11 protein-coding genes and 1 pseudogene are annotated in these 12,954 nt (G+C 69.6%); 7 read left to right on the top strand and 5 right to left on the bottom strand.

Features of this window, described 5'->3' with window-relative positions; translation table 11 throughout:
* A pseudogene (locus D7V77_RS34430) lies at positions 1 to 936 on the bottom strand (hypothetical protein); the annotation flags it as partial.
* 190 nt (positions 937 to 1,126) lie between these two features.
* Between D7V77_RS34430 and D7V77_RS45825 the strand changes: the two are divergent.
* Positions 1,127 to 2,887, top strand: a complete 1,761-nt coding sequence (locus D7V77_RS45825) for a tetratricopeptide repeat protein (protein ID WP_120580507.1) — start codon at positions 1,127 to 1,129, stop codon at positions 2,885 to 2,887.
* 3 nt (positions 2,888 to 2,890) lie between these two features.
* Here D7V77_RS45825 and D7V77_RS34420 read toward each other — a convergent pair whose 3' ends face one another.
* The 4 genes from D7V77_RS34420 to D7V77_RS34405 form a co-directional block, all read right to left on the bottom strand.
* Positions 2,891 to 3,658 carry an ABC transporter permease gene (locus D7V77_RS34420; RefSeq protein WP_120580506.1) on the bottom strand — a complete coding sequence of 256 codons (768 nt, stop codon included), beginning with the start codon at positions 3,656 to 3,658 and terminating at the stop codon, positions 2,891 to 2,893.
* Positions 3,655 to 4,635, bottom strand: coding sequence for an ABC transporter ATP-binding protein (locus tag D7V77_RS34415; protein WP_120580505.1), 981 nt, complete (start codon positions 4,633 to 4,635; stop codon positions 3,655 to 3,657). The genes D7V77_RS34420 and D7V77_RS34415 overlap by 4 nt, the downstream gene beginning before the upstream one ends.
* Positions 4,616 to 5,542, bottom strand: a complete 927-nt coding sequence (locus tag D7V77_RS34410) for a pilus assembly protein PilG (RefSeq protein WP_120580504.1) — start codon at positions 5,540 to 5,542, stop codon at positions 4,616 to 4,618. The genes D7V77_RS34415 and D7V77_RS34410 overlap by 20 nt, the downstream gene beginning before the upstream one ends.
* Before the next feature lie 91 nt (positions 5,543 to 5,633).
* Positions 5,634 to 6,224, bottom strand: coding sequence for a prepilin-type N-terminal cleavage/methylation domain-containing protein (locus D7V77_RS34405; RefSeq protein ID WP_120580503.1), 591 nt, complete (start codon positions 6,222 to 6,224; stop codon positions 5,634 to 5,636).
* A 229-nt stretch (positions 6,225 to 6,453) separates the two neighbouring features.
* On the opposite strand from D7V77_RS34405, the gene D7V77_RS34400 reads away from it, so the two are divergent.
* The 6 genes from D7V77_RS34400 to D7V77_RS34375 all read left to right on the top strand — a co-directional run bounded on the left by D7V77_RS34400 (position 6,454) and on the right by D7V77_RS34375 (position 12,800).
* Positions 6,454 to 7,551 (top strand): A24 family peptidase, encoded by a 1,098-nt coding sequence (locus D7V77_RS34400; RefSeq protein WP_120580502.1) that lies wholly within the window; start codon positions 6,454 to 6,456, stop codon positions 7,549 to 7,551.
* Positions 7,552 to 7,573: 22 nt separating this feature from the next.
* Positions 7,574 to 8,692, top strand: coding sequence for a sensor histidine kinase (locus D7V77_RS34395; protein ID WP_120580501.1), 1,119 nt, complete (start codon positions 7,574 to 7,576; stop codon positions 8,690 to 8,692).
* Positions 8,693 to 8,727: 35 nt separating this feature from the next.
* A complete protein-coding gene (locus D7V77_RS34390) occupies positions 8,728 to 10,140 on the top strand; it encodes a sigma-54 dependent transcriptional regulator (RefSeq protein WP_120580500.1) in 1,413 nt (470 codons plus the stop codon).
* A 229-nt stretch (positions 10,141 to 10,369) separates the two neighbouring features.
* Positions 10,370 to 11,452 carry a type IV pilus assembly protein PilM gene (pilM, locus tag D7V77_RS34385; RefSeq protein ID WP_014399064.1) on the top strand — a complete coding sequence of 361 codons (1,083 nt, stop codon included), beginning with the start codon at positions 10,370 to 10,372 and terminating at the stop codon, positions 11,450 to 11,452.
* Between the two features lie 30 nt (positions 11,453 to 11,482).
* The gene (locus D7V77_RS34380) at positions 11,483 to 12,166 is read left to right on the top strand and encodes a PilN domain-containing protein (protein ID WP_120580499.1); all 684 of its coding nucleotides are present in this window, start codon (positions 11,483 to 11,485) and stop codon (positions 12,164 to 12,166) included.
* Positions 12,167 to 12,188: 22 nt separating this feature from the next.
* Positions 12,189 to 12,800, top strand: a complete 612-nt coding sequence (locus tag D7V77_RS34375; protein WP_120580498.1) for a type 4a pilus biogenesis protein PilO — start codon at positions 12,189 to 12,191, stop codon at positions 12,798 to 12,800.
* Positions 12,801 to 12,954 lie beyond the last annotated feature (154 nt).

Below are 12,954 nucleotides of genomic sequence, written 5' to 3'. Positions count from 1 at the left end.
GCCCAGCGCGACCCCCAGGCCCACCCACGCCCGGACTGCCGTGAGCGAGGTGACGAGCTCGAAGGGGTGCAGCACGCTCAGGCCCGAGGGCAGGACGAGCAGCCGCGCGTGTTCCGCGAGCAGCGGCAGCGCATTGAACAGCGCGAGACCGGGAGGCACTGAAGCCCACCCCGAATTCACCATGGCGCCGCCCACGGCGTGCAGCCGCAGCGCCAGATAGACGGTGCCGGCGAGCACCAGCGGCCCGTAACGCCAGGCCCACTCGCGCTTGTGTTCAGCGGAAGGCGGCGCGCGGTCCACCAGCTCCCAGGCGAGCAGCATGCCGGGCAGCACGGCGGAGACCTCCTTGAAGAGGAGCGCCACCAGCCACAATCCCGCCCCCGCCACCGCGCGCACGGGCCGCAGCGGCCGGATGGCCACGCACGCCAGCATGCCCAGGCCCGCGGTCGTGGCGGCCACGTCCATGACCGCGCTCACCCACGCCACCGCTTCCACGTGCACCGGGTGGACGGCGAAGAGCAGCCCCGCGACCAGGCCAGCCCCCGGCCGCTGTCCGTCCAGCACGCGCCGGGCCAGGACCCAGACGAGCAGCGACGCGACCGTGTGCAGCAGCAGGGACATCAGGTGGTAGCCCCAGGGCGCGGTGCCCGCCACGCCGTGCACGGCCAGGAGCAGCACGTGGGTCATCGGCCGGTAGAACGCGGCGCTCGCGGAGGCGCTGGGAACGAAGCCGAAGAGTTGCTGGGTGAAGATGTCCCCCAGCGCCGCCGCCGAGCGGATCCACGGGTTGGCCTCCACGAGCACGTAGTCGTCGTAGACCAGTCCGCCCGTCAGTGCCGGCGCGTACACGGCGAGCGCCGCGAGCACCACGGCCACGGCCTGGAGTCCTTCGCGCGAAGGCCCGGCGGCGTGGGAGAGGGGAGGGGCGGAAGGCACGGAAGGGATCAAGAAGGAGGCTCCCACGGAGGCTGGGGCCACGATACCCGATGCCCCGGAGCGCCGAGGGGACACGAACCTGGCAGGCCAGCGGGCGTGTGGCGCGGGTGCCCGGAGGATGACCCACCGGCCCCCCGGCCAGGGGCGGGAGCGGAGTGGGTCGGTGGTAGGGTCCACCTCCTTTCGACCCATGGCCTCCACTCCCTTCCACGGTCCGCCTCCGCGCGCCTCCCTCCAGGTCCTCTGGGTGGTCCTCGCGGCGCTGCTCGTCCACGTTCCGGCGCTCGCGAATGGCTTCGTCTACGACGACGTTCCCCTGCTCCTGGAGAACCCCTGGCTGCGCTCCGTGGACGGGCTCCGCGCCGCGTTCAGCCACTCCCTCTTCGGCTTCGTCGACGACGGCGCGGACTCGGGGCTGGGCTCGGGCTACTACCGGCCGCTCGCGCACGTGACGTTCTGGCTGCTGCGGGCCGTCTTCGGGACCGCCCCCTGGGGCTACCACCTGCTGCTCATCCTTGCGCACGCGGGCGCGTCCGTCCTGGTGTGGCGGCTGCTGCGGACCTGCCTGCGCGGCGAGGGCGGGGAGGACGTGTCCGGGTGGGCGGCCTTCGCGGGAGCGCTCCTCTTCGCCCTGCATCCGGTCCACACGGAGGCGGTGGTGTGGGTGAGCGGCTGGATGGACTTGAGCGCCTGCCTCGCGCTGCTGATCACGGCGCGGTTGCTCGTGCCGGGCCCCGTGTCGTCCCCGCGCGCGTGGCTGGCCGCGCTGGCGTGGCTTGGGGGGCTGCTCCTCAAGGAGACGGCCATCGTGCTGCCGGTGCTGCTCGTTGTCCTTGAGTGGGGCACTGGCACGGCACCGGTGGGGTTCCGGGAGCGGCTGCGGCGTCATGGCCCCCTGGCCGTGGCGCTGGCGGTGTACGCCGCTCTCCGGCTGAGCGCGCTGGGGCTGGCCGCGCCCGCGGATCCGCGACGGCTGTCGAATGGAGGCGCGAGCCTGGCGGACGCGCTGGCGCTGGTGACGCGGTTCGGAGGCAAGCTCCTCTGGCCGCACCCGCTGGTGGCGGTGCCTCCCGCGTCATGGGTGCGCTCCCCGTGGGAGCCCGCGGTGCTTCTGGGGGGATTGTGCGTGATGGGCTTCCTGCTGCTGCTGGGCTGGGCGGTGCGAAGGCGCCAGGGCGCGGTCGTGACGGGGCTGTTCTGGCTGGCCGTGCCCCTGCTGCCCGTCCTGGCCCTCCAGTCGCGCGGCGTGGAGGCCTACGCGGAGCGCTACCTCTACCTGCCCTCGGTGGGGTTCGTGCTGCTCGTGGCGGTGGGGCTGCGGGCCCTGCTCGAGCGCTGGCCCGCGAGCGCCCGCGCGCTGACGCTCGCTTCTGGTGGGGTGCTGGCATCCTTCGCCCTGCTGACGCTCTTGCGCATCCCCGTGTGGCACGACGAGGTGTCCCTGTGGGAGACAACCGTGGAGCAGGTCCCCGAGCGTCCGTCAGCCCATGCGTGGCTGGGCGCGGCCTACCTGAACGTGCGGCGCGCACCGGAAGCGGTGCCCCACCTGGAGACCGCCGCGGCGGCGCTGCCCGGGAACTACCGCGTGCGCAGCGACCTGGCCGTCGCCTACGCGATGACCGGGCGCTTCCAGGACGCCGTGCGACAGCTGGAGGCGGCCATCCGGCTCAAGCCCCGGAGCGCCACCCCGCGCCACAACCTGGGCCTGACGCTGCGCAGGGCAGGGCAGTTGGACGCGGCGGTGGCGCGCTTCCGGGAGGCCCTCCAACTGGAGCCCGCCCGCGCGGACTCGCACCTGGAGCTGGGCCGCACGCTGTTGCAGCTGGGCCGGCCCCGCGAGGCCGAGGCCGCCCTCACGGAGGCGCTCCGCCTCAAGCCGGACCTGGAGGCCGCGCGCCGGGCGCTGGCGGCGGCCCGGTCCGCGCCGTCCACCGCGCAGCCCGGGCCGTGAGCTTCAGCGGAAGTCGCGCCGCTCGAAGATGAACATGGCCAGCGCGGTGAAGACCGCGGCCCACGCCGTCCCGTAGCCCACCGCGGACAGCAGGGTGGTCGCGTCGACGGGCAGCGCGTACGTGGCCTGGGGCTTGAAGTTCATCCGCTCCAGGTTGGGCAGCATGTAGAAGATGATGCGGCCCATCCAGCGGACCAGCTGGCTCTCCGAGTAGCTGGAGATTTCATACAGGTCCCCCGCCAGGTGCCCGGCGAAGTACAGGCCCGTCGTGCAGATGGAGGACACCGCGGGGCCGCAGAAGCTGGAGAAGAGGATGCCCGCGCTGCTGAGCACGAGCAGCTCGAACCACATCGCCCCGGCCGCCACCAGGTGCGTGGAGTGGATGGGCGTGCGGAACAGCAGCAGCTGGCTCAGGAAGATGAGCGTCATCGCCACCAGCACCACGCCCAGCGTCAGCATGGTGCCCGCCAGGCGCGCCAGGAGGAACTGCGTGCGCGACACCGGCTTGCTCACCATGAGGAAGATGGTGCGCCGCTCAATCTCCCGGCTCAGCAGGCCGCACGACAGGAAGATGGCGAGGAAGGCCAGGATGAGGCTCATCATCCCCAGGCCGAAGTCGGTCAGCACGCGGTCGAAGGTGGTGACCGTCACCTCCGTCACCAGCGTGGAGGACAACAGGACGATGACCGCGAACACGCCCACCACCACCGTCACGCGGTTGCGGCGCGCCTCGCGAAAACCGTTCCACATCATCGCGCTGAACGCGCTCACGTGTTGATCTCCCCGCCCACGCTCGTCGCGCGGCCCGAGTTCTTCAATGCGTCCATGAACAGCTGCTCCAGCGAGAACCGCGCCGGCTGGATGCGGTTCACCCGCCCGCCCGCGCCCAGCACCCCGCCCAGGAGCCGCTGGCTGTCCGCGTCCGACACCTGCAGGAGCACGCGCCCGTCCAGGGCCTGCGCGGACTCCAGCGTCACGCCCAGCTCCTTCACCTTCTCCAGGGGCAGGTTCTCCACCACCATCTCCACGGTGGGCACCTGCGCGGACACCAGCTCCTGCACGCTGCCTTCGCGCACGCGCCGCCCGCCCACCAGCACCGCCAGGCGGTCACACAGGGCCTCCACGTCCGGGATGATGTGGCTGCAGAACAGCACCGTCGTGCCGTGGTCCCGCTCGGCGAGGATGAGGTCGCGCATCTGCCGGCGGCCCAGCGGATCCAGGCCGCTCGTCGGCTCGTCCAGGATGAGCAGCTTCGGCCGTCCCACCAGCGCCTGCGCCAGCGCCACGCGCTGCACCATGCCCTTGGAGTAGCGGCGGATCTGCAGCTTCTCCGCGCCCGCCATCTCCACCGCGCCCATCACCTCCGTCACCCGCCGGTCCAGGTCCTGGCCGCTCAAGCCGGACAACTGTCCCGCCAGCGTCACGAACTCCCGCCCGGTGAGGTACTCGTAGGGCGCCGGGTTCTCCGGCAGGAAGCCCACCAGCCGCCGGGTGGCCGCGTGGTCCACCGGCTGCCCGTACAAGAGCGCGGTGCCGCCACTGGGCCGCACCAGGTTCATCAGGATCTTGATGGTGGTGGACTTGCCTGCACCGTTGGGACCGAGCAGGCCGTAGATCTGTCCGGGGCCCACCTGGAGATCCAGGCCCTGGAGCGCCCGCACGGTGCGGTTGAGCCAGAAGCCGACCTTGTACGTCTTGGACAGCCCCTGGGCCTGGATGGGAAGGGCTTCAGGGTGTGGTGTCTGCATTGGAACTCGTGCCCTCCGGGTGGGCGTTGGGGCGGATCCGCTTTCCGTCGGCGGTGCGCTCATCGTAGATGACTTGCAGGCGGAACTCCGAGGCCGAGGAGTACACCCGGCCGCCGTCTCCAATGAAGAAGCGGCCACCCAACGGATCCGCTGGCAGCCGGGTCATCCCTCCATCCTCCACCAGTGCTTCCAAGGTGGCGGGAGCGCGGCCGTGCCGGGTGCGGTAGCGCTCCACCTCCGCGTCCAACTGCTGGAGCACGCGCTCCTGGAGGATTTCCCGGACGCGGCGGTCGTAGGTCTGGCGCGTCTCTTCGTCCTCGGCGCCGTCGCGCATCATCACCGCCAGGGACAGGCCTGTGTCGAAATCGCCGGCCTGGGCATACAGCCGCGTGGCCAGCGCCGAGTACCAGGCCGGCGCATCCCTCCGGCGCGACAGCTCCGTGATGATGTCCGCCGCTTCCTTGTACTCGCGGTGGAAGAACATCAGGTTGTAGGCAAGCTGGAACCACGTACGCGAGTTCTCCGGCACGTTCCGGGTCCCCTTGCGCAGCAGCTTCGTGGACTCCTCCACGTTGGCGTACTGCTCACGTCCCAGGTGGATGGGGATGGTCGTCCCCGCGAACCAGTAGACCGTCGCGAACTTGGGATCCAGGTCCGTCGCCAGGTCCGCGTAGGCGTAGACGTCCCGGTAGTCCGTAGGGGTCCTGGATCTGCCGATGCGGTTGAGGGTGAGGATCCAGAAGTAGTCGGTCACCAGCCCCAGCTGTCCCCTGAAGACAGCGCGCAGCAGCCCGGGGCGCGGCAGGAGCGGCCGGTCGTTCACCCGGAGCGTCGGGGTAGGTGGGGCCGCCAGCAACACGACGCAGAGCAGGGCGGCGGGCAACAGCAGGGCAGGCAGCTTGCGCATGGGCTCCACGAAACGCCACGGGGTCCCCGGAGTGATCCCGGAGACCCCGCGTGCTGATCATGCCTCCTCGTTCAGACGGAAGCCAGTGACATCACGGGCAGCTGACGTCGTTGTACGCGTTGCCGGGCTCGCCACCGGAGACGGCGTCCTGGTCGTTGCCGCAGACGTCCGCCAGGGCGACGGTGGTCGCCGCGGAGGTGATGCCCCACGTGTCGGCGTTGTCGTCGTTGTCGACGTTACCGAAGGCCGTCGCGTTGAAATCGCAGGAGGGGCAGCTCGCGACACCGGGAATCACGCCGGCGGTGAGCGCCTGGGTGCCCGAGGACGGCTTGTTCTTGAAGCGGGCGATGTCCTGGCCGATGCAGCCGGTGGTGTACAGGCGGTCAGCAACCGCCGCCGGCTCAGAGCAGTCGGCCAGGCCGTAGCTGTAGCGGTTGCCGGCCTCAGGCGTGAAACCCAGCTTCTTGAAGTCGATGATGTACGTGTCCTTCTCGCCGAAGTACGCCTTCTGGGAGGTGTACAGGGCCTTCAGGTTGGTCTTCGCCTCCGACTGCTTCGACTTCGCCTGGAAGCGCATGAAGTTCGGGATGGCGATGGCGGCCAGGATGCCGATGATGGCGACCACGATCATCAGCTCGATGAGGGTGAAGCCACCCTTCTTCCGGAAGAGACGGTTCATCATGATTGGGGACTCCGCAGTGGGCAGAGGGGGGTTGAACGACGCGGGAACTCTTAGCACGAAGAGTGCCACGCCGAACAATCCGCCCAACCCCCGGGATTCCCAGGGCAGGCGGGCTGGGCAGGGGATGGATCACCCGTAGGCCTGCCAATTTTTGTCACTGACGCTGACGGTTTTCGTCCTCCATCGCGCAGTCGCCAGCTCCGGAAGCGGCGGGTAGGATTCCGGCTCCGTGACGTTCACCTACGCGCCGGGCTGGGCCGAGCCCCTCTTCATCCTCTTCCTGTTCATCCTCGGCCTGTGTTTCGGCTCGTTCCTCAATGTCGTCATCGCGCGGGTGCCGGAGGGCCTGAGCATCGTGCGGCCCGGCTCCCGCTGCCCGAAGTGCGGGCACGTGCTCGCCTGGTACGAGAACATCCCCGTCCTGTCGTGGCTGGGGCTGCGCGGGAAGTGCCGCGGCTGCGGCATGCCCATCTCCCCGCGCTACGTCCTGGTGGAGCTGCTCACGGGGCTGTTGTTCCTCGCGTGCCTCAAGCGCTTCGACTGGACCTATGAGCTGGTGCCCGCGCTGGTGCTGGTGTTCCTGCTGGTGCCGCTCACCTTCATCGACCTGGAACATTGGATCCTCCCGTTCTCCCTGACGCTGCCGGGCATCGCGGCCGGCGTGCTGCTGGCCATTCCCCAGGGCGAGGGCGCGGTGGGGCAGGCGGTGCTGGGCGCGGCGGTGGGCTTCCTCGGCTTCCGGCTGATGGAGTACGTGGGCTGGCGCGCCTTCAAGCGCGAGGCGCTGGGCGGCGGGGACAAGTTCCTCGTCGCGCTGCTGGGCGCGTTCCTGGGCTGGCACGCGCTGTTGGGCATCCTCTTCTTCTCGTCGCTGCAGGGCTCCATCGTGGGCGTGGCGCTCCTGGTCCTCACGGGAAGGGCGGGCCCTCGCGGCGCGCCGGAGGCGGAAGCCACGCCTGCCGCTCCCCCCCAGGCTCCCCAGGATCCCCAGGCCGACGCGCCTCTCACCCCGTCCGAGGCGGCTCCGGCGGAAGCCCCGAAGGTGGAAGAAGGGGAGCCCGAGCCCACGATGACGTGGGACTTCACGAAGCCCGGCCTGCCCCTGTGGAAGCGGGTCGTGCTCGTCCCCTGGTGCCTGCTCTTCCAGCCCATCCCGGACGCGCAGCTGGACGAAACGGGTGAGGAGGAGGAGTGGGTCCCCGGGCCCACCAACATCCCCTTCGGCCCGTGGCTGGCCCTGGCGGGGTTGGAGGTGATGCTCCTGGGGCCCTTGCTCGCGCGCGTGCTGCCCCTGGACGTGGCGCTGATGCTCGGGGGGACGCGGTGAAGAACCCCGCGCCGGTGCGGGGATGAAGTGGCGCATCGCCAGCGTGGCGTTCCTCCTGGGCTCGCTGTCCACGGGGCTGTCGTGGCTGACCCTGCAGCCGGTGCTCATCCGCCTGCTGGACACGGCGCGAAGGCTGGCGCTGCCGGGGTCGCTGGACATGGAGAGCCTGGCGCGGATCCGCGCCTTCCTGCCGCTGGCGCTGGGCCTGGATCTGCTGGTGCTGACGGTCCTGGCCTATGGCGTGCTGGACCTGGCGGTGGGCCGCCCTCTGCGCGCCATGGAGAAGTCCGTGGAGCAGCTGGGCCGGCTGCAACTGGACGTGCCACTTCCCGAGCAGGGCGGGCCATTCCTGTCGCGCATCCAGCGCGAGCTTCGGCGCATGGCGGAGGCGCTGCGCCAGGAGCAGGGCCTCACGCGCGCGCAACTGGAGGCACTGCGCGAGGCCAACGCCCGGCTCGCGCGGGCGCAGACGGAGCTCGTCGCCTCCGAGCGGCTGGCCACGGTGGGAAAGCTGGCCGCGGGCGTGGCGCACGAGGTGGGCAATCCGCTGGCGGGCATCCTGGGCTACCTCTCCCTGGCGCGCTCCAGGGCGCAGGGGCCGGAGCTGAAGGACTTCCTGGAGCGCATCGACCACGAGGTGCTCCGCATCGACCGCATCGTGCGGGGGCTCCTGGACCTGGGGCGTCCGGCCAGCACCCAGCCCGGGCCGGTGGACGTGGGGCAGGTGGTGGAGACGTGCGTGCGGCTGGTGCGCGCCGGGCCGGAGCTGGACCGGGTGGACGTGACCCTGGAGGTGACGCCCGGCCTGTTGGCCCGCGCGGATCCAGGCCCGCTGTCGCAGATCCTCATCAACCTGCTGCTCAACGCGGCCCAGGCCATGGGGGGCGAGGGGCGCGTGCGCATCTCCACCCGGCGTGAGGACGCGCTGCTGCTCGTGGAGGTGGAGGACAGCGGCCCGGGCCTGTCGCCGGAGGTGCGCGCGCGCCTCTTCGAGCCGTTCTTCACCACCAAGGGCCGGCAGGGCACGGGCCTGGGACTCGCGGTGTCCCTGAATCTGGCCCAGGGCATGGGCGGCCGGCTGGACGCGCGCGACGGAGCGGGCGGCGGCGCGTGCTTCCGGCTGTCGCTGCCAGCGGCCTGACGGCGGGGCCGGACGGCATATGATGGGCATCCCCCATGCCCCTCTTCCGCACCATCCTCGTCGCCGACGACGAGCCGTCCATCCGCCACATCCTCACCCTGGTGCTCACCGACAAGGGCTATGACGTGCGCGCCGTCGCCGACGGGGACGAGGCCCTGCGCGAGCTGTCCACTCGCGCGTATGACGTCCTGGTGACGGACGTGCGCATGCCCAAGCGCGACGGGCTGTCGGTGCTCCGGGCGGCGCTCGCGGAGCAACCGGGCCTCACCGTGGTGGTGATGAGCGCGTACGGCTCCCAGGAGCAGGCGCTGGAGGCAGTGCAGGCGGGCGCCTACGACTACGTCCAGAAGCCCTTCAAGCCGGAGGAGATCGTCCTCGTCCTGCGCAAGGCGGAGGAGCGCGAGCGGCTGGTCCGCGAGAACCGCCGGCTGCACGAGGCCCGGCTCCCCGGCGCCTCCGGGGGCCACATCCTGGGGCACAGCGCCTCGCTCCATGCGGTGCTCAAGCAGGTGGCGCGCGTGGCGCCCGTGGACACCACGGTGCTCATCTCCGGGGAGAGCGGCACGGGCAAGGAGCTCATCGCGCGCGAGCTGCACGGAAAGAGCCGCCGCGCCGCCATGCCCTTCGTCGCCGTCAACTGCGGCGCCATCCCCCACGGCCTGCTGGAGAGCGAGCTGTTCGGCCACGCGAAGGGCGCCTTCACCGACGCGCGTACCGCCCGCCGGGGCCTGTTCGCGGAGGCCGACGGCGGCACGCTCTTCCTCGACGAGGTGGGCGAACTGCCCCTGGGCGCGCAGGTGAAGCTCTTGCGCGTGCTGCAGGAGGGGGAGATCCGCCCGGTGGGCGAAAGCCGCGTGGAGCGCGTGGACGTGCGCGTGGTGGCCGCCACGCTGCGCGACCTGGGCAAGCTGGTGACCCAGGGCGACTTCCGCGAGGACCTCTATTACCGCCTCAACGTCGTGAACCTCACCCTGCCGCCCCTGCGCGAGCGCCGCGAGGACATCCCGCTGCTCGCCCACGCCTTCATCCAGCGCTTCAACCGCGACCTCAACCGCGAGCCACCGGTGGAGGGATTGACCCCGGAGGCGGAGGCCCTGATGACGGCCTACTCCTGGCCGGGCAACGTGCGCGAACTGGAGAACGCCATGGAGCGCGCGGTGCTGCTCGCGGAAGGCACCCACGTCGCGCCTGGCAGCCTTCCGGAAAAGCTGTGGGCGGCTTCCGCACCCGCCCCGGCCGGGACGGCTGCGCCGCTACAGGCCGGGAGCGACCTGTCACTCAAGCGCGCCATCCGGGAACTGGAGGAGTCCTACATCCGGGCAGCGCTGCGGCGCACGAAGGGCAACCGCACCCGGGCGGCGGAGGTGTTGGACATCAGCCACCGGGCGCTCCTCTACAAGATCAAGGAGTACGGCATCGATCCGGACGCGGAGGGCTCCCGGGCCTGAGGGGAGGGGAGACGCCCGGCGGGCAACCCTTGAGGAATCCTCCGGCGCCATTTGACGGAACGCCGCCGGGGCCGGAAAATCGGGCCTCCGCGATGGTGGGCCAGGGGGCGCGCGGTCGTGGCGGACTTTCACGGCGCTCTCCCGTCCGCAGGGCGGCCGGGCGCCAAGCACTTTTTAGGAGGGGTATCAAGCCGGTGCTACGCTGGCGCCCTCTCCGATGGAGTTACGCATGGCGAAGGGCAAACTGGCACTCGGGCTGGATATCGGGTCGACGTCGATCAAGATGATCATGCTCAAGGAGCAGCGCAAGCGCGGTGAAGTCGGCTACGCGCTCCAGAGCTTCGGAATGAAGCCGCTGCCTCCCGAGGCCATCGTGGACGGCGCGTTGATGAACTCCACGGCCATCGTCCAGGCCGTCCAGGAGCTGATGTCCGAGCTGAAGGTCAAGGGCAAGGACGTCGCCATCGGCGTGTCCGGCCACTCGGTCATCATCAAGAAGATCCAGATGCCCCGCATGAGCCAGGAAGAGCTCGAGGAGAGCATCCAGTGGGAGGCGGAGCAGTACATCCCCTTCGACGTGAAGGACGTGAACATCGACACGCAGATCCTGGACGGCGGCGGCAACGACGCCACCGGCCAGATGGACGTGCTGCTCGTCGCCGCCAAGAAGGACATGATCAACGACTACACCACCGTGGTCTCCGAAGCGGGCCTCGCTCCGGTGGTGGTGGACGTGGACGCGTTCGCCGTCCAGAACATGTTCTCCACGAACTACGAGCTGCCGGACAAGGAGACCGTCGTCCTCATCAACGCCGGCGCCTCCGTGGTGAACATCAACATCATCGCCAACGGCGTCACCGTCTTCACCCGTGACGTGACCATCGGCGGCAACCAGTTCACCGAGGAGATCCAGAAGCAGCTCAACGTCTCCTACGAGGAGGCGGAGGCGCTGAAGATCGGCGGCAACCGCGCGGACGCGGACGCCGTCGTGCCGCAGGACGTGGAGCGCGTGCTCTCCAGCGTGGCGGAGCAGGTGGCCGGTGAAATCCAGCGCTCGCTGGACTTCTACGCAGGCACCGCCGCGGACTCGAACTTCACCAAGGTCTACCTGTCCGGTGGCACCGCGAAGATCCCCGCCCTGTTCAAGACCATCGAGGCGCGTACCGGCGTGCCGGTGGAGATCCTCAACCCGTTCCGGAAGATCGAAGTGGACAACCGCAAGTTCGACCCCGCGTTCATCATGGACGTGGCGCCCATGGCCGCGGTGGCAGTGGGACTGGCGCTCCGGCGCCCGGGCGACAAGCTGGGCTGATACCGCTCTGGCCACGAGGAAATCACGAACATGATGATCCGAATCAACCTGCTGCCCGTCCGGGCGGTGAAGAAGCGGGAGATGGGCCAGCAGATCCTGGCCCTCTACGCCGCGGTCCTGATCGCCGCGGTGGCGGGTAACTACTTCTGGTACGCGGACCGCGACGGCGAACTGCAGCGCGCCAACCAGGGCATCACCCAGACGCGCGCGAAGATCGCGGAGCTGGAGAAGGTCATCGGCGAGGTGACCAACATCAACGCCCGCAAGACGGAAGTGGAGAAGAAGCTCGCGGTGCTGGACACGCTGCGCAAGGGCCGCAACGGGCCGGTGCGCATGCTGGACGCGCTCTCCTCGTCCATCCCCAAGAAGGTCTGGCTCAAGAACTTCTCGGAGGTGTCCAACAAGGTCACCATCGACGGTTCGGCCGTCAGCCACGACGAGGTCGCGGAGCTGATGCGCGGCCTGGGCAGCATGGTGTGGACGCCCAAGGGCATGGGGCGCCTGGTGGATCAGGGCCGCACGGCCAGCAAGACGTCGCGCGTGGAGCTCTTCAACACGGAGACCGCCGTCGTGGAGGAGTTCTCCGCGAATGAAATCAAGCCCTTCTTCGGCAACGTCGAACTGAGCAACGCCGTGCAGACCAAGCCCACCGTTGCCAACGCGCCGACGGTCGTCGACTTCAAGCTCACCCTCACCGCCAACTACGCCATCTGATTGGCGGCGAAGGACCCCTGTCATGGAAAAATACCTGGATCAACTCGCGAAGGCCCCCCCCGCGGCGAAGTTCGGCGGGCTCGCGGCCATCGTCGTCGTCTTGACCGTGGGCAACTTCTTCTCCTTCATCCAGCCCACGGAGGAGAACATCGCCCGCCGCGCGACGGAGCGCCGGAAGCTGGACCAGGAGCTCGCGGAGAAGAGCGAGATCGCCCAGAACCTCAACGAGCGCCGCCGTGAGATGGACGTGCTCGAGCAGAAGCTGGCGGAGGCCCTCACGGAGCTGCCGGAGCGGCGCGACATGGAGGAGCTGCTCGCGCAGATCAACGACATCGGCAAGAAGTCCGGTCTGGAGATCGCCCGCGTGGAGCCCGGCAAGGAGTACGTCGAGGGCAACGAGTTCTTCGCGCGCATCCCCATCCGGATGACGGTGAGCGGCAACTACCACGAGATCGCCATGTTCCTGCAGGAGATGGCGAACATGCGCCGCATCGTGAACGTCAACAACATCAAGCTCGATGGCGCGACCCTGAAGAACGAGAAGGTCGTCCTCCAGAGCACCTTCCTGGCGACGACGTTCCGGTTCGTCGACACGAAGGGCGCGAAGAGCACCGACAAGAAGAAGAGCAACTAGAAACTTGATCCGCCCGGCAACAAGGGCGACAAGGGATGACGCGGATGAAGACGTTCAAGTCCACGATGACCGTTGCGGTGATGGCGCTGACCCTGTCCGCTTGTGAGGACACGCCCAAGGCCTCACCCCCTGCTCCCCCCAAGCTGTCTCTTAT

Source organism: Corallococcus sp. CA041A, from assembly GCF_003612075.1.
Lineage (GTDB): Bacteria > Myxococcota > Myxococcia > Myxococcales > Myxococcaceae > Corallococcus > Corallococcus exiguus.
The sequence above is the reverse complement of the archived record's forward strand: the minus strand, read 5'-3'. Positions and strand labels throughout refer to the sequence as shown.

Bases quoted from the DNA above. Each gene is read 5' to 3' on its own strand.
- D7V77_RS45825 (WP_120580507.1), top strand. From the start codon at position 1,127: ATGGCCTCCACTCCCTTCCACGGTCCGCCTCCGCGCGCCTCCCTCCAG.
- D7V77_RS34415 (WP_120580505.1), bottom strand. From the start codon at position 4,635: ATGCAGACACCACACCCTGAAGCCCTTCCCATCCAGGCCCAGGGGCTG.
- D7V77_RS34410 (WP_120580504.1), bottom strand. From the start codon at position 5,542: ATGCGCAAGCTGCCTGCCCTGCTGTTGCCCGCCGCCCTGCTCTGCGTC.
- D7V77_RS34405 (WP_120580503.1), bottom strand. From the start codon at position 6,224: ATGATGAACCGTCTCTTCCGGAAGAAGGGTGGCTTCACCCTCATCGAG.
- D7V77_RS34395 (WP_120580501.1), top strand. From the start codon at position 7,574: ATGAAGTGGCGCATCGCCAGCGTGGCGTTCCTCCTGGGCTCGCTGTCC.
- D7V77_RS34390 (WP_120580500.1), top strand. From the start codon at position 8,728: ATGCCCCTCTTCCGCACCATCCTCGTCGCCGACGACGAGCCGTCCATC.
- pilM (WP_014399064.1), top strand. From the start codon at position 10,370: ATGGCGAAGGGCAAACTGGCACTCGGGCTGGATATCGGGTCGACGTCG.
- D7V77_RS34380 (WP_120580499.1), top strand. From the start codon at position 11,483: ATGATGATCCGAATCAACCTGCTGCCCGTCCGGGCGGTGAAGAAGCGG.
- D7V77_RS34375 (WP_120580498.1), top strand. From the start codon at position 12,189: ATGGAAAAATACCTGGATCAACTCGCGAAGGCCCCCCCCGCGGCGAAG.